The following is a 15,899-nucleotide window of genomic DNA, read 5'->3' as shown; positions in this document are numbered from 1 at the left end:
GATTGAGTTGCACTAGCGTTTATGAACTCGTCTCTTTTCACTTTTCATGGTGCCGTCGCCGAACGCCTTGCTCGAGCGACAAAGGGAAATATACCACGTTCCTCGGAGTCTGACAAGTCCCTTTTAAAAAGTTTATTTTCTTCTTTCGACAGGTATAATATTGGCATATTATAACGGCTTTCATCTTTGCCGTGATAGGAGTAATGCATGAGCGCACACGATACCACAAACAACGAGCAAGATTTGCCGAAGCGGCGAAAGAAGGAGAGGCCGCCGAAGAAGCGCGGTTTTCTGGCCCGTTTCTTCATTTTCTTTGCGTCCTTTCTGCTGTTGGCAGTTGCTGTCGCTGCGGTGGGCGGCGCCGTTCTGGTCTATAACTTGTCGAAGGATCTGCCTTCCGACGATGAGATTTTGAGTTACCGGGCGAACGAGTCGTCGGCGGTGTACGATCGGAACGGGAAGCTGATTACGACTCTGTTCATCGAGGATCGGCAGCCGGTGAAGCTGAAGGACGTTTCTCGGGCGATGGTGATGTCGATTCTGGCGGCGGAGGATTCGGATTTCTATTCTCATAAGGGGATCCGGCCTTTGGCGATTTTTCGCTCTCTGGCGACCGGCGAGAAGGGGCAGGGAGCGAGCACGATTACCCAGCAGCTGGCCCGGAATCTGTTCCTTTCTTCCGAGAAGACGATGACCCGCAAGATCAAGGAGGCTATTCTGACCTTGCGGATGGAGCGGCTGTTCACGAAGGATTCTCTGCTGGAGACGTACCTGAACGCGATTTACTTCGGCCACGGGGCGTGGGGCATTGCGTCGGCGGCGCGTATGTACTTCGATACGACGGCGGATAAGCTGACGTTGTCCCAAGCGTCGGTGCTGGCCGGTCTGGTGGCTGCGCCTGAGCGGTACTCGCCGTTTAAGAGCCTCGAGCGCTCGAAGGTGCGGCAAGGGTACGTTTTGGGCCGGCTGGTCCAGCTGGGCTGGGTGACGCCGGAGGAGGCCGATGCGGCGAAGAAGGAGCCGTTGAAGCTGTCGTCGGTTCATGAGAAGTCGGCGGAACAGCACTACGAGGCGGCGCCGTATTTTGTGACGCACATTCTGTTTTCCCAGCTTCTGCCGACGTACGGGACCGATCAGGTGTATAAGAGCGGGATGCGGATTTTCACGACGTTGGACTTGGACCTGCAGCGGGCCGCCGAGGCGGCGATGGCGAAGCTGAAGCCGGAGGGCGCGTTGGTGGCTCTCGATCCCCGGACCGGCGAGGTTCTGGCGATGGTGGGCGGGAAGGATTTTTCCAAGACGAAGTTCAACCGGGCTACGCAGGCGTTCCGGCCGTGCGGTTCGGCGTTTAAGGCGTTCGTTTATACGGCGGCACTGCAGGCGGGGTTCCGGCCGAACGATCATATTCTCGACGAGCCGATCACGATATCATTGCCCCATCAGTACCCTCGCGTGTGGACGCCGCACAACTTTTCGCGGGAGTACGCGGGCGAGGAGACGCTGTTCAACGCTCTGGCCCACTCTCACAATACGCCGGCGGTCCGGCTGACTTGTCTGGTGGGCGCGAACAGCGTGGTGGATTTGGCCCGCAGTCTGGGCATTACGTCGCCTCACCTGATCCCCACTCTGTCGGTCGGCCTGGGCGTTTCGGCTGTGACGCCGCTGGAGATGGCGGAGGCGTTCGGCACTTTGGGCAATAAGGGCGTTCGGGCGACGCCGTATTTCGTTTCTCAGATACGCGCCAACGACGGGAAGCTGATTTACTCGGCGACGCCGAAGACGACTCAGGCGATTTCTCCCCAGCTGGCCGATATGGCCCGCTCTCTTCTTGAGACGGTGATGCTCTTCGGGACGGCGGGCGGCGGGCGAGTGCCCGGCTGGGCGTCGTTCGGCAAGACGGGGACGACGAACGATTACAGCGACGCGTGGTTCTGCGGCGGGCTTCCTAATTTGGTCTGCGTGGTCTACGCGGGCAACGACAACTATACGTCTCTGGGCCGTCAGGCCACGGGCGGCCATGTGGCTCTGCCGATTTGGAAGGCGTTTATGACCGAGGCGGCGAAGATTCTCAATCTGCCAAAGTCGTTCGGTCCCGCGGCGTCGGGGCTGAAGCTGGCGCGGCTGTCCCGGTCGACGGGCTTTCTTGCCGGCGATGGGGCTGCGGTGACGCTGTTGATGGACGCGAACGAGATTCCTTCTTCCCGCGGGCCGGCGGACGGCGATCTGCTGTCCAGTTCGACGGATCCCAACGCTCCTCGGCTGCTTCTGCTGCCGCAGGATCAGGAGCTGTTGACTTCGCTGCCGCAAATGCCTCAGCAGCCGATCGTGACGGCTGACGAGAAGACGATCGAGCAGACGGAAGCGCTGCCTGTGACGGTTGACAAGCCGAAGGTCGAGACGCCGAAGAGCATTGACGAACGGTACGAAGAACTGCTTCGCCAGTACGGCATTAAGCACTGATTACTGAAGAGGCCGGCCGCCGCTCCTAAGGGAGCGGCGGCCGGCCTCTTAATATGCTATCGCGTAAAAAAAGAGTCCCGGCAAATGCCGGAGCTCGATGAAGCTGAAACTAGTAGTTCTGGACTTCGACGCGGAAGTACGCCTGAGGATGTTTGCAGACCGGGCAGATCTTGGGAGCCTGTTTGCCGATGACCAGATGGCCGCAGTTGCCGCACTTCCAAAGCATGTCTTGGTCGCGGGAGAAGACGATGCCGTCTTTGACGCGCTCAAGCAGTTTGAGGTAGCGGGCTTCGTGAGCCTTTTCGATCTTGCCGACGCCCTCGAACAGCGCGGCGATTTGGGTGAAGCCTTCTTCGCGGGCTTCCTTGGCCATGGTGTCGTACATGTCGGTCCACTCGTAGTGCTCGCCGGCAGCGGCGTCACTCAGGTTGGTCGCGGTCTCAGGCACTTCGTTGCCCTCGTGAAGCAGCTTGAACCAAATCTTGGCGTGCTCCAGCTCGTTGCCGGAGGTTTCCTCGAACAGTTCGGCGATCTGCACGTATCCGTCTTTGCGCGCCTTGCTCGCGTAGTAGGTGTACTTGGCGTGTGCCTGGCTCTCGCCGGCGAACGCGGTCCGAAGGTTCTGTTCCGTCTTGGTGCCTTTCAGTTCTTTCAGGTCTCTCACAGGAATTCCCCCTCAATAATATTGGCAGCGGCTAACGGTCTACCCTCGCAAAAGCACGCCGCCCCCTCAGACGGCGCCTCGAATAGGCCAAGCCGATTACTTTATTAGGAATAATGACTGATTGAGCTCCTCTCGTTCAGAGAAAAAATACCGAACTTCACAGCTCAAAAGAAGGACGGCTCGGCGAGATGGAGGTCGAACATGATTTCCTGAGCCAGAAGCTCCACCGGCCGGTCTGTGCTGTCATAGATGCGGCACTTGAGTTTTTCCATAAGGACTTTGGCGTTTGTCAGCTCTTCGGTGATTCGCTCTAAGGACGCATAGGCGGCGCGCTGGGGATCGAGGCCCAGCAGGACGAGCCGCTGAGATCGAATTTCCCGAAGCCGCGAGGCTGATATGAGCAGGCCGACCCGCTTTTCGACCGGCACGTTCCAGACCCGTTCGTCCGGTTCGACGCCGGGCAAAAGGGGCACGTTGGCCACCGAGATCCCTTTGTTGGCCAAGAACAGGGACAGGGGCGTTTTGCCGGCTCGGGAGACTCCGAAGAGGACGATGTCGGCCTGCGGCAGCAGCTGAGGCGAACGGCCGTCGTCGCAGGCGATGGTGTACTCCATGGCTTTGACCCGCCTGAAGTAGGATTCGTCGACTTTGCGGAGCGTTCCCGGGCTTTGAATCGGGTGGGCGCCGCTGACCTGTTCGAGCGCGCCCAAGAGGGGCTGGAGCAGGTGAACGGCCGGAATGCCGGCCTCGTTCGCGGCGTCGAGCAGGGCCAGACGCACGTCGTCTTTTACGAGCGTGGAGACGATGAGCTTGGCGGACGATTCGGACGCTTTATGAACCGCGTCCCGCACTTTTTCGGCGGTCTGAACCTGCCGAAACGGCACGACGGCGACGTCGAGGCCGGGGAACTGGGCCAGAGCCGCCCGAAGCATGGCTTCCGCGGTTTCGCCCGATGAGTCCGAGACGAGACCGACGACCAGCGGCATGTTACTTACCGGCCCGGCTCAAGTCGCCCACGAGGCTGAACAGCCGGTCGCAGTGCAGGAGAAGGGCCAGCCGGTTGTCCCTGACGGCCGCGTCGTCGTCCATGACCATGACTTGGTCGAAAAACGCGGCGACTGCTGGGGCAAGGCCGGCAAGACGCTCCATCAGGTCGTTCCAGCGGCACTCCGCCACGTCCTGGGCGATTGGCTCCCGAAGGGTTTCAACGGCGTTCCACAGGCCTTTTTCCGCGTCGATTTTGAACAGCTGTGCGTCGACGGTTTCGGGACGGGACGGCGCTTTGGCCAGTATGTTTTTCACCCGGCCGGCGGCTTCCCGAAGGCCGGCGAACCACGCCTGAGCGCTCACCGAGCTGTACGCTTTGAGCAGGCACAGCTCCTGCCACGGGTTGGAGCCTTCCGCGTCGGCGGCCAGAGCGACTAAGTCGTGAGGAAAGCCCTGCTCTTTCAGCTGGCCGAACGTCCGGCTGGCGACGTATTCGCGCAGCGACTTTTGGGCCTCTTCGTCCAAGCTGAGGGTGCGGCACGCTTCGTCAAGGGCTTTGCCCATGTCGAGGTCGATTTTCAGGGCCCAGAGGATTTCGTTGACGCAGCGAACCGCCCGACGCAGGCCGTACGGGTCCTGAGATCCGGACGGACGGAAGCCGAGCTTGTAGGCGCCGACCATGGAGAAGATTCGCTCGGCCAGCCCGACCAACGCGCCGACGATGTCCGTCGGAACTTTGTCGCCCGCTGAGCGGGGCAGGTACTGCTCTTCCAACGCGAGGGCAACCCGCGGGTCTTCGCCGTTTTCCTTGGCGTAAGCCCGGCCCATGACGCCCTGCAGTTCGGGGAACTCGCCGACCATCTGGGTGATCAGGTCCGTCTTGGAGAGCTGGGCGGCTCTCTGGACGAGCGTTTTTTCAGCGCCGAGGTTCAGCTGATCGGCCAGCCAGACGGCATAGCCGGTCATCCACTGGGTTTTGTCGTAGACCGAGCCGAGTTTTTCTTGATAAACGACCTGTTTCAGCCCATCAAGCCGGGCGCTCAGCGGCTTTTTCAGGTCTTCCTGCCAGAAGAACGCGGCGTCTTCCAGCCTGGCGCGAAGGACCCGTTCGTTGCCTTCCCGAATGAGGTCCATGGTGGCGGGCTTGTTGTTGCTGACGCCGACGAACATGGCCATGAGCTTGCCCGACGAGGAACGGACCGGGAAGTACTTCTGGTTGACTTTCATCGAGGTGATGAGGACTTCTTCCGGAAGGAGCAGGTACTTGGGGTCGAACTTTCCGGCAAACGGCACGGGGTACTCGACCAAGTAGAGGTTCTCTTCCACAAGGCCGTCTTCCAGTTCGACTGTGCCGCCGAGCTCCCGCTCGATCGAGGCGATGGCCGCGAGCATTTTTTCGCGCCGCTTCTCTTGGTCGACGATGACCGACTGGTCGTACAGGACGGAGAGATAGCTTGCCGCGTCGGGCACTTCGACAGCGCTGCAGCCCATGAAGCGGTGTCCGCGGGTCACACGACCGCTCTTGACACCGCTGAGCTCAACGGGAATAACTTTGTCGCCCAGCAGGCACAGAATCCAGCGAATAGGCCGGGCAAAGCGGACCGTCGGGTCGCTCCAGAACATGTTCTTAGGGAAGACGAGCTTTCCCGCTACCCGGGTGAGCAGGGCCGGAAGGACTTCTTCGACCGGCAGGCCGGAAGCCGATTTCTGGGCGAACGCGTAGTCGACGTTGCCGGAGGGCTTGCGAATCAGGTCCGAGACGTCGACGCCCCGGCTTTTGGCAAAGCCTTCGGCGGCGCGGGTTGGGTATCCGTTGACGTCGAAGCAGTTTTTCCACGCCGGGCCTTTGAACTCCTCGCACAGGTCGTCCTGGCGGTCAGGAACGTCCCGAAGAAACAGGACGAGCCGCCGGGGCGTGCCGTAGGTGTCGACGCGGCGGACACGGATCCGCTCTTTTTCGAGCTCGTCAGCTGCGGCGGCTTTGAGGGCAGCCAGAGCGTCGGTCATAAAGCGGGCGGGAATTTCCTCAGTTCCGATTTCAAAAACAAGATCTTTAGCCATCTTCGGTTCCCCCTAGAACTTGCCCTTCAACGGATATCCCATTTCCCGGCGCTGAGCGGCGTACGCCTCACAGCAGGACGACGCGAGAGACCGTATCCGCGCGATGTACCCTACCCGCTGGGTGACGCTGATGGCGCCTCGGGCGTCCAGCAGGTTGAACATGTGGGAGCACTTGAGCGCGTAGTCCCACGCCGGAAGGACGAGCCCGCGCTCGCACAGCCTGTGGCATTCCTTTTCGAACATGCCGAAGACGTTCATCAGCATGGACACGTCGGCAAACTCGAAGTTGTAGGTGGAGTGCTCGACTTCGCCCTGTCGGTGGACGTCGCCGTAGGTGAGCGAGTCGTTCCACGCCAAGTCGTACACGTTGTCCACTTTTTGGACGAACATGGCGATCCGCTCCAAGCCGTAGGTGATTTCCGCCGGGACGGCCTGCATGTCGACGCCGCCGACCTGCTGGAAGTAGGTGAACTGGGTGATCTCCATGCCGTCGAGCCAGACTTCCCAGCCAAGGCCCCACGCGCCGACTGTGGCGCCTTCCCAGTCGTCTTCGACAAAGCGAATGTCGTGCTCCATCGGGTCAATTCCCACGGCAGCCAGGCTGCCAAGGTAGAGTTCCTGCACGTTTTCCGGCGCTGGTTTGAGGATGACCTGATACTGGTAGTAGTGCTGAAGCCGGTTGGGGTTCTCGCCGTACCGGCCGTCAGCAGGCCGCCGGCTCGGCTCGACGTAGGCCACTTTCCACGGCTCTGGCCCGATGACCCGAAGAGACGTTGCCGGGTTCATCGTCCCGGCGCCGACTTCGACGTCGTACGGCTGGCGAATCACGCAGCCCTGCTGGGCCCAATAGCGCGTAAGCCTTGCGATGATTTCCTGAAAGTTCATTTCCGTCCTCCCGCGTCTAACGATTGAGTTCAAAAAAATGTTCCATCCATTCAGCTATTTTTTCCGCGTCGTTTCCCCGTCCGGCCAGTTCTTCCGGCGGCTGAGCCGACGGGCTTCTGACGTACCCGCCGAAGCCGGCGATGTCGGCCGCCGTTTCAGCGCCGCAGGCCGGGCAAACCGGGCCGGCGTCGGTTAAGCCGACTTTCCCCGCCGGGTCGCCGCAGAGCGAACACCGTTCCAATTCCGGGGCCATACCCCAGTCGTCAAGCCACCGCCACAAAAAACGGACGGATACCACGCCGGGCGGCGCGCCGCCGACGAGGGCAGCAGTGCTCCAGTAAAGCAGCGGCAGCAGAGAGTCGTACGGGAATCCCCGCAGCAGGTTCCGGCTCAGCAGGCTGCACCAGTGAAGGGCCTGACGGCAGGCGTTTGGCATGGAGCGAAGTTTCCAGAAGTCTTCCTTCACTTCCGCTTCCCGCAGGTAGACGTCGGTCCGCGTCCGCTGGAGCTGATACGCGCCCCAGACGAGCGGTTCGGCGGCGCCGCCGAAGCGGACTGAGCCGCGCGACGCGCCGGGCAGGCGGACCCACAGCGGGCCGGACGAGCGCAGGAACAGAAGAACACTCGCGTTCCCTTCCGACGTGACGAGCCGGCGAAGCACGACGCCGGTGCGCTTCATCAGGCGCTGGGACGGCAGTTCGGGGATTACTCCCCGTAGCCCAGCCGTCGGAGTTCCCTTTCTGAGTCGCGCCAGTCCTGACTGACTTTGACCCACAGGTCGAGAAACACTTTATGGCCGGTGAGGCGCTCCAGTTCCTTCCGCGCGGCCGAGCCGACGGCCCGAATCATTCTGCCTCCGGTGCCCAACAGAATGGCCCGCTGCCCCGGACGCTCAACGTAGACTGTGGCTCGGATCAGCAGATCCGTCCGGTCCGGGTATTCGTCCGGAGACTTGTACTCGTCAATTTCGACCGCCAAGCTGTGAGGGACTTCCTCTTCGGTCATCTCCATGGCCTTGCCTCGGATAATTTCCGCGGCGAGAAAGCGCTCCGGCCGGTCGGTCACCTGATCGTCCGGATACAGAGGAACCCCCTCAGGAAGGTACGATTTGACGGTCTGGAGCAAAAGTTCCCGGTGAGTGCCGTCTCTGGCCGACACGGGAATGGCGTCCCGGATGTCCAGCTCTTTCTGAAACAGGCTGATGACCGGCAGTATTTTTTCACGGGAACCCGGCAGGTCAACTTTGTTGACGCACAGAATAACCGGCGTTTTTGTCTCTTTCAGGCGGCCGATGATCGTCCTGTTCTCGGACCAGAACGGCCGATCGTCGATCGTCACCACGTACAAGATGACGTCCGCCTCGTCCAGCGCTTCGAGCGCCCGGTCGACGAGCCGCTCGCCCAGCCGATGCTCCGGCTCGTGAACTCCCGGCGTGTCGACGAAAACGATCTGACAGTCCTCGTCGTTGTACAGACCGAGAATGGCGTCTCTGGTGGTCTGAGGCTTGGGCGTGACGACCGAGAGCCGGAAGTCCAACAGTCGGTTGACCAGCGATGACTTGCCCACGTTGGGCCGGCCGGCCAGCGCGGCGACGCCGGATTTAAACGGCTTATTCACCGTCTGAGCCCTCGTGGCGGCGGGTGAAGATGACTTCGGTAATTCGGTGATCTTCAAGTTCGGTCACTTCGACGTCCCAGTCCGGAAGGCTGATGGTATCTCCCTGTCGGGGGAAGTTGCCGAATTGGTCCAGCACAAAGCCGCCCACCGTGTCGACCTCTTCGGACTCAAACGGGTACTCCACCGCTTTGCCGAAGTCTTCCAAGCACACGGTGCCCTGAACTCGGTATTTGCCGTCGCCGATTTTCTCCACCGGCGTTTTCTCTTGGTCGTATTCGTCCTGAATTTCGCCGACGATCTCTTCAAGCATGTCTTCCAGCGTGACGAGTCCGGCCGTTCCGCCGTACTCGTCCACGGCGATGGCCAGATGAACCCGCTGGCTTCTCATGATGCTGAACAGGTCCTGCAGCTTCATCGTCTCAGGGACGAATAGCGGCTTGCGCATGATCGCGGCGAGCGTGACGGCTTCTCCTTTGTGCAGGAGCGCCAGCAGGTCCTTGACGTACAGTATGCCGACGATGTTGTCCGGCGTGTCCTCGTAGACGGGGATCCGCGACCGGCCGCACTGGCCGGCGAACTCCACCACCTCATCGATGGAATCGGTGGCTTCCAGCAGGTCCATGTCGGTTCGAGGAACCATGACTTCGGAAACGCGGGTCTCCTCAAACGAGATGATCCCGTCGATCATGCGCCGCTCGTCCGCTTCCAAGACGCCCGAAGCCTCGCCGATTTTGACGACCTGTTCGATCTCTTCTCGAGTTACCAGCGAGTTTTCCAAGGTCATGTTGACCCGGAAGACGGCGCTCAGGAGCTTGACGATCCACGTCATGAGCCACACAAAGGGCATGAGCACGAGACAGGTCAGCCGCACGATGGGCAGCAGGAACGGCAGAGCGGACGCCGGCCGAACCAGCGCAATGCTCTTGGGGAGCGCCTCGCCCAAAATGACGATCAGCATGGTCATGACGACCACAGCCCAGTAGGCCCCGCCGAAGGGGGCAAGCCGGGCCGCGATGACCGCGCCGACGGTGGTCGCCGCGATGTTCACCAGATTGTTGGCGATGAGAATCGTCGTGAGAACCTGCTGCCGCTGGTTGATGACCCAGTCGACGAACCGGCCGACAAACGGGTGGTCTTCCTTGATTGACAGCAGTTTTGCCGGGCTGGCGGAGGTGATCGCCGTTTCAGCGCCGCTGTAAAGGGCCGAGAAAACGAGCAGCACCAGCACGAGGCCGCATTGATGGGGTATGTCGCCTGACATGACTCATCCTTCCTTAACGCAAGCGCCTGCGCGCTCGAGAATACGTTGCCTGTATCGTTCCTGAACGGCCCACATGGCCGCCCGGCGCTCTTCGGTGTCATGATCCCACGCGATGAGGTGAAGTGCTCCGTGGGCCAGCAGAAGCGCCAGTTCTGACTGGACGGACGTTCCGGCCGCGGCGGCGTTGGCATCCAAGACCGGACGGCAGAACACCAGATCCCCCAACGGGAGCACGCCGCCTGCCGGCGGCAGTTCCAGATGCCCGTCGTTCTCCCACAGCGGGAACGACAGCACGTCGGTGGGCCGGTTCTCGCCTCGGTACTGGCCATTCAAGGCCGCCATGGCCTCTTCGTCCAAGAACTGAAGCGATATTTCAAGCTCGTCCCAACCGCTGCTTTCTGGAAAATTTTCCCGGTACAGCTCTTCGAGAACGCAGCTCAGGTCGCCCTGATGAGACGCCAGCCACTCTTCTAAGAGGCCGCCGGCTTCTGATTTTTCCCACGCAAGGCTGACTTTCACGAGTTTGGCCCCTTTTCTTTCGGCGACTCGGCGGCCTGACCGGCCGACGGAGTCTTTTCAGCTTTTTCGGCCTTCTCCGCTTTTTCCGTTGGGCTGCCTTTTTTGCCCCGATCCGGCTCGATGGGCTTGATGTCTCTGGTATGGTACATTGACCGGAGGGTTTCGAGCATTGATTCCTTGACTTCGGTCAGCTCTTTCAGCGTGAACGGCACGTTGTCCAGCTGGCCGGCGTCAATCTTTGACGCGACGACGCTCTCGATGAGGGACTGAAGGTCTGACAGCCGCTGAATCGACCGGCTCGCCCCTCTTGCCGACGCCTCAACCGAGTCGGCCAGCATCAAAAGGGCCGTCTCGCGGGTCTGAGGCTTGGGTCCCGGGTAGCAGAACTGGTCAATCTGCGGGTTTTCTCCGTCCTTCAGAGCCTTCTTGTAAAAATACGTTAAACAGGTCGTGCCGTGGTGTTCAGGGATAAAGTCCCGAAGCCGCATGGGCAGGTGATATTCCTCGGCCATTTCAAGCCCGTCTTTCACGTGAGACAGGATGATGAGGGCTGACATGGTGGGCGTCAAGGTATCGTGAGCGTTGACGCCTGAAAGTTGGTTTTCGATGAAGTACTGGGGCCGGCGGAGCTTGCCAATATCGTGGAACGATGCCCCAGCCCGCAGCAAGAGCGGGTTCAGACCAATGCGCTCGGCCGCGGCTTCGGCGATGTTGCCCACCATCTGCGTGTGGTGGTACGTGCCGGGGGCCTCCATCTGAAGCCGCCGCAGAAGCGGGTGGCTCGGGTGGGTCAACTCCATCAGGCGCAGCGGCGAGAGGACGTCGAATACCGCTTCGACCACCGGCAAGGTGACGACCGTAGCGGTGCTGAGCAGGAAGACGGCGATCAGCGAAACGCCGAAGGTCTTGACGTCCATTTGACTGCTGAGCCCAACGGCTAAGAAGGAGTTCATCACCACGATCGAGACGCCCAGCGCGGTCAGACGCAAAAAGAGCAGGAGCCGGGAGAAGCGCCCTTTGAACAGGTTCAGGCTGAACAGGGACGCGAACGCGCCTGAAATGACGCTCATCACAAACGAACTGCTTGCCGTCCCGCTGGTGATTACGGCGCCGGAAATGGAAATAGAAAGGGCCAAGTGGATTGCCACGAGGTCGGGCTCGGTAAGGAACACAAAAGCGATCATCGGCAGGACGCCCAAGCTCACGATCCCAAACTGCAGGCCGAAGATCTCGGTAAACCACGTGATAGCCATCAGCGACAGCATAAAAGCCCAGCTTCCCTGAGTGCTGTCAGCGCCGTGGTGAATCACCGAGAGGTCCGCGATGCGCCCGATCCAGAGCGTGGCGAGGAACGACGCCACCATCGCCATGACGATGCTGCCCCAAGGGAGCGTTCCTTCCGGGTATCCCTGAGCCTTTAAAAGCGCCGCGATCTGTTTGGTGACTACCTCGCCCTGCAGAACGATGGTGTCGCCGGGGAAAATCTTTCGGTGAACTGTGGGCACGCTGCTGGCGGCCAAGTCGCGCAGCCGGTCGGTCATCGCTTGGCTGGCCATTGCGTCGTTTTCTGTCAGCTCAAGAAGCAGCTGAAACGCCAAGTTCGCCAGAGCCGGATCCGGCTCTAGGATTTCCATTCTCTGCCAAATCAGCTCGTCCTTGCGCTCCGGAGTCAAGAACTGGTTGCGGTTGATGTCGTCGCGAATTGAACGGACGACCGCCAGCAGGTTTTCCCGCTTGTCCAGCGTCAGCCCGTCGATCACGGAGCGAAGCTCGGGCGACAGGAAGGTGTCGGACGACGGGTTGTTCAGCAGAGTTTGATACTCGGACTGGAAACCTTCCTCGGTGTTCATCCGCCCCTGAACGGAAGCGCCGATAATGCTCTGACGCACCTGCTCCTGCAGCTTTCGTGTGGCTTCCGGGTCGTCGTAGGTCATTTCAGTCAGGGCGTAGAACGTGACAGGGGCCGGCAGACCGACCGAAAACGACCACTTGGCGTCGATAATGCTCCAGCGAAGCGCCACGGCCCCTAAGGCGATGCCCATGGCGATGCCGAACGGCAAGAACGCGAAAAGCCCCCGGCGGAAGAACAGAAGGGCCTGCAAAATCCGGCGGCGCAGAGAACGATACTCGATCATGAATGGCTCTCCTGAGCGGCGTCGTAGCGCTCGTATGCCGCGACGACCCGCTGAACGATCTCGTGGCGAACCACGTCTTCCTGGCTCAGGTGGACAAAGGCGACGTCCGGCACGTCGGCCAGCACGTCGCACACCACTTTCAGCCCCGATTGGCGGCCGCCCGGCAGGTCGACCTGAGTCAGGTCGCCGGTGACGACGACCCTCGAGCCGAACCCGGTGCGGGTGAGGAACATTTTCATCTGTTCGGGCGTTGTGTTCTGGGCTTCGTCGAGAATGATAAAGCTCTCGTTGAGGGTCCGGCCGCGCATGTAAGCCAACGGAGCGATCTCAATGACGCCTTTGTCGGCCAAGCGGGAGAAACGCTCCGGCGATAGGAGCTCAAAGAAGGCGTCGTACAGCGGCCTCAAGTAGGGCTCGACCTTTTCCCGAAGGTCGCCGGGCAAAAAGCCGAGGCTTTCTCCGGCCTCGACTGCCGGGCGAACGAGGATGATCCGGGAAACGTTTTTCTCCCTCAGCTGGCGCACTGCCTCACAGACGGCCAGATAGGTCTTGCCCGTGCCGGCCGGGCCGATTCCGAACGTGATGGTGTTGTCGGCCATTGCCCGAAGGTACACCTTCTGTCCCGCCGTTTTTACCCGGATAGGCTTCCCTCGGTAGGTCAGGCACACCGTTTCCTGCCACAGCGACATCAGGTCGACCGATCCCCTTCGGTCCACCTGATCTGCCGCGTAACGAACGATTTCCGGCGTAATGGACGCCCCGCCTTCCCCCGCCTTGATCAGCTGGGAGAGAACCGTCCGGGCGCGGGACGTCCCTTCGTCGTCATTGCCTGTCAAAAAGAACTCACCGTCCCGGTAAACCAGTTCGGCGTCGTACCGCCGCTCCAGCTCTCGGAGATACTCTTCCCGCGGGCCGGCGATCTTCCGGGCCACCGACGTCAGAGGACAGCTGACCGTCAGGGCCCGTTCGGTTTCCTGCTTCAAGCCCTCAGCCTCCTTCGCGCCGGGCTTTCAGTCTTGGCCAAGTTAAACGGGATAGGCTCCGTCTTCAAGTGTCCCCAACCCTACGTCCCGCTTCGTCTCCTTGGCGAGTTTCTTCATCAGGAAGTCCTTGGCCACCGCCGGGAAGATGACATACGTGAGCACGTCTTCCGGCTGGGTCATCCACGGCGCCACTTCGCGGCGGGCCGCCTCAAGCTCAGGGGCGATGGAATCGGCAGGGCGGCCGACGACCGGCTTTTCGTCGCCGATGATCATGCGGCGCACTTCCTCGTCCATCGGCGCTGGGGGCTGGCCGTACTGCCCTAAAAAGTACGCCTTGACTTCCTTGGGGACCATTTTCCACCGCTTGCCGCTCAGCACGTTGAGCGTCGCCTGAGTGCCGGTGATCTGGCTCGACGGCGTGACCAACGGCGGATAGCCCATGCAGGCGCGCACGTACGGAATTTCTTCCAGCACTTCGTTCAATCGGTTTTCGGCCTTGGCCTCTCGCAGCTGGTTGACTAGGTTGGAGTACATGCCGCCGGGGATCTGGGACACCAGAATGTCGGTGTTCGTCCCCTTGGCCTTGACGAATAAGTCCTCGTGAGCGGCCCGCACCTTCTTGAAGTGCGCGGCAATCGGAATGAAAGCCTTCAGGTCCAAGCCAGTGTCCCACGGGCTGCCAGCCAGAGCGGCGACGAGGCTTTCCGTGCAGGGATGGCTCGTCGTCCCGGAGAACGGAGACAGGGCGCAGTCCACCACATCGGCCCCGGCCTCAATTGACGCGTAGTGCGTCATGTAGGCCAGTCCGCAGCTCGTGTGAGAGTGAATTTCCACCGGAAGGCCCGTGCCGGCCTTGATGCCGATAACGAGTTCTCTGGCGGCCGTCGGCGTCAGCAGGCCCGCCATGTCTTTAATGCAGATTGAGTCAGCGCCCATGTCCTTCATGGACTTGGAAAGCTCGATGAACGCCTCGGTGGTGTGAACCGGCGACGTGGTGTAGGAGAAGCAGAGCTGCAGGTGAGCTCCTTCTTTTTTGGTCTGCTCGGCGGTGACTTCCAAGTTCCGCAGGTCGTTCAGCGCGTCGAAGATTCGGATGATGTCGATCCCGTTGCCCACAGCGCGCTTGACGAACTCGCGGCACGTGTCGTCGGCGTAGTGCCGATAGCCTACGAGGTTTTGTCCCCGCAGGAGCATTTGGAGCTTCGTCTTCTTGACCAGACGGCGGATCGTCCGGAGCCGTTCCCACGGATCTTCGTCGAGAAACCGCATGGCCGCGTCGAACGTGGCGCCGCCCCAAACTTCCATGGCGTGATAGCCGATTTCGTCCATCATTTCCAGAGCCGGCACCATTTCTGCCGTGCTCATTCGGGTTGCCATCAGCGACTGGTGTCCGTCGCGAAGAACCAGCTCGGTTATCCCTACTTTATGACCGTCCATCTTCTTCAACCCCTCCATGAGCGCTTTTCGGCGTCTGCGCTTGTCTTTTGCATTGCCCTTACTATATCACACCTGCTGTTCTCCGGCTTTCGCCATCTCCCAGAACTTGTCGAGCTCTTCCAGCGTGAAGTCCTCCCACTTCCGTCCGTCGGCTCGGACCTGCCCTTCGACAAAGCCGAACCGGCGGATGAACTTGTCGTTCGTCCGGGCCAGAGCCGAGTCTGGGTCCACGTGATGACGGCGCGCCAGGTTAATCACCGCGAAGAGCAAGTCGCCGATTTCATCGGTCAGCTGCTCCTGATCGCCCAGAGCCGCTTCGACTTCTGCGAGTTCCTCTTTGATTTTGTCGAGCACCGGCTTGGAGTCGCCTTTCTTCCAGTCGAAACCGACCGACGCGGCCTTCTGCTGGATCCGAAGGGCCTTCACCGACGCGGGCAGAGAGCGGGGAACTCCGGACAGAATGGACTCGTCCGCTTTTCCCTTGGCGGCCCGCTCAGAAGCCTTGATGGACTCCCACTTGGCAAGGACCTCTTCCGGCGTGTCGGCGCGGCTCTCGCCGAAAATATGAGGATGCCGCCGAATCAGTTTGTCGCAGATGGCTTTGATCGGGTCAGCGACCGAGAAATCGCCCAGTTCTGAAGCGATAGTCGAGATGAACACCACCTGCAGGAGCAGGTCTCCGCATTCCTCCACCATATGGTCGGTCCCGTCCCGCTGGCGGGAGTGAATGGCGTCAACCAGTTCATAGGCTTCCTCGACGATGTTGGCGCACAGGGTGTCGTAGGTCTGCTTCCTGTCCCATGGGCACCCGCCGGGCGCCCGAAGCTGCTCCATGATTTTTACCAGCCGATCGAAACCGTATTCTGCCACTCTCGTTCACCGTCCTGTTT

Annotated in this window: 13 protein-coding genes; 1 reads left to right on the top strand and 12 read right to left on the bottom strand. The window is 60.8% G+C overall.

Annotated elements, in window-relative coordinates:
• Positions 1-207 precede the first annotated feature (207 nt).
• Entirely contained in the window at positions 208-2,460 is a 2,253-nt protein-coding gene (locus tag HMPREF1249_RS01860; RefSeq protein ID WP_008522499.1) for a transglycosylase domain-containing protein, read from the top strand.
• Between the two features lie 109 nt (positions 2,461-2,569).
• On the opposite strand, the gene rbr is transcribed toward HMPREF1249_RS01860, so the two are convergent.
• The 12 genes from rbr to mazG all read right to left on the bottom strand — a co-directional run bounded on the left by rbr (position 2,570) and on the right by mazG (position 15,879).
• Positions 2,570-3,124: a rubrerythrin gene (gene rbr / locus HMPREF1249_RS01855; RefSeq protein ID WP_008522232.1), complete on the bottom strand. Its 555-nt coding sequence runs from the start codon at positions 3,122-3,124 to the stop codon at positions 2,570-2,572.
• 164 nt (positions 3,125-3,288) lie between these two features.
• Complete coding sequence (locus HMPREF1249_RS01850; protein WP_008522230.1) at positions 3,289-4,110, bottom strand: pyruvate, water dikinase regulatory protein; 822 nt, start codon at positions 4,108-4,110, stop codon at positions 3,289-3,291.
• Position 4,111: 1 nt separating this feature from the next.
• On the bottom strand, positions 4,112-6,172 hold the full coding sequence (glyS, locus tag HMPREF1249_RS01845) for a glycine--tRNA ligase subunit beta (RefSeq protein ID WP_008522498.1): 2,061 nt from the start codon (positions 6,170-6,172) through the stop codon (positions 4,112-4,114).
• A gap of 12 nt (positions 6,173-6,184) precedes the next feature.
• Positions 6,185-7,057, bottom strand: a complete 873-nt coding sequence (locus tag HMPREF1249_RS01840; protein WP_008522226.1) for a glycine--tRNA ligase subunit alpha — start codon at positions 7,055-7,057, stop codon at positions 6,185-6,187.
• A gap of 16 nt (positions 7,058-7,073) precedes the next feature.
• Positions 7,074-7,736, bottom strand: a complete 663-nt coding sequence (recO, locus tag HMPREF1249_RS01835) for a DNA repair protein RecO (protein ID WP_008522224.1) — start codon at positions 7,734-7,736, stop codon at positions 7,074-7,076.
• A gap of 26 nt (positions 7,737-7,762) precedes the next feature.
• Positions 7,763-8,674: a GTPase Era gene (gene era, locus HMPREF1249_RS01830; RefSeq protein WP_008522222.1), complete on the bottom strand. Its 912-nt coding sequence runs from the start codon at positions 8,672-8,674 to the stop codon at positions 7,763-7,765.
• Positions 8,667-9,935, bottom strand: a complete 1,269-nt coding sequence (locus HMPREF1249_RS01825; protein WP_008522497.1) for a hemolysin family protein — start codon at positions 9,933-9,935, stop codon at positions 8,667-8,669. The genes era and HMPREF1249_RS01825 overlap by 8 nt, the downstream gene beginning before the upstream one ends.
• A 3-nt stretch (positions 9,936-9,938) precedes the next feature.
• The gene (gene ybeY, locus HMPREF1249_RS01820) at positions 9,939-10,454 is read right to left on the bottom strand and encodes an rRNA maturation RNase YbeY (protein WP_008522496.1); all 516 of its coding nucleotides are present in this window, start codon (positions 10,452-10,454) and stop codon (positions 9,939-9,941) included.
• Positions 10,451-12,589 carry an HD family phosphohydrolase gene (locus tag HMPREF1249_RS01815; RefSeq protein ID WP_008522495.1) on the bottom strand — a complete coding sequence of 713 codons (2,139 nt, stop codon included), beginning with the start codon at positions 12,587-12,589 and terminating at the stop codon, positions 10,451-10,453. Before HMPREF1249_RS01815 ends, ybeY begins: the two co-directional genes overlap by 4 nt.
• Positions 12,586-13,572, bottom strand: a complete 987-nt coding sequence (locus HMPREF1249_RS01810) for a PhoH family protein (protein WP_021775706.1) — start codon at positions 13,570-13,572, stop codon at positions 12,586-12,588. Before HMPREF1249_RS01810 ends, HMPREF1249_RS01815 begins: the two co-directional genes overlap by 4 nt.
• 42 nt (positions 13,573-13,614) lie before the next feature.
• On the bottom strand, positions 13,615-15,009 hold the full coding sequence (locus HMPREF1249_RS01805) for a pyruvate carboxylase subunit B (protein WP_008522493.1): 1,395 nt from the start codon (positions 15,007-15,009) through the stop codon (positions 13,615-13,617).
• A gap of 66 nt (positions 15,010-15,075) precedes the next feature.
• The gene (gene mazG, locus HMPREF1249_RS01800; protein WP_021775725.1) at positions 15,076-15,879 is read right to left on the bottom strand and encodes a nucleoside triphosphate pyrophosphohydrolase; all 804 of its coding nucleotides are present in this window, start codon (positions 15,877-15,879) and stop codon (positions 15,076-15,078) included.
• Positions 15,880-15,899 lie beyond the last annotated feature (20 nt).

The sequence above is a fragment of the Jonquetella sp. BV3C21 genome (assembly GCF_000468895.1).
GTDB classification, from domain to species: domain Bacteria; phylum Synergistota; class Synergistia; order Synergistales; family Dethiosulfovibrionaceae; genus Jonquetella; species Jonquetella anthropi.
Note: the sequence above shows the minus strand (reverse complement) of the source record. Positions and strands in the feature narration are given on the sequence as shown.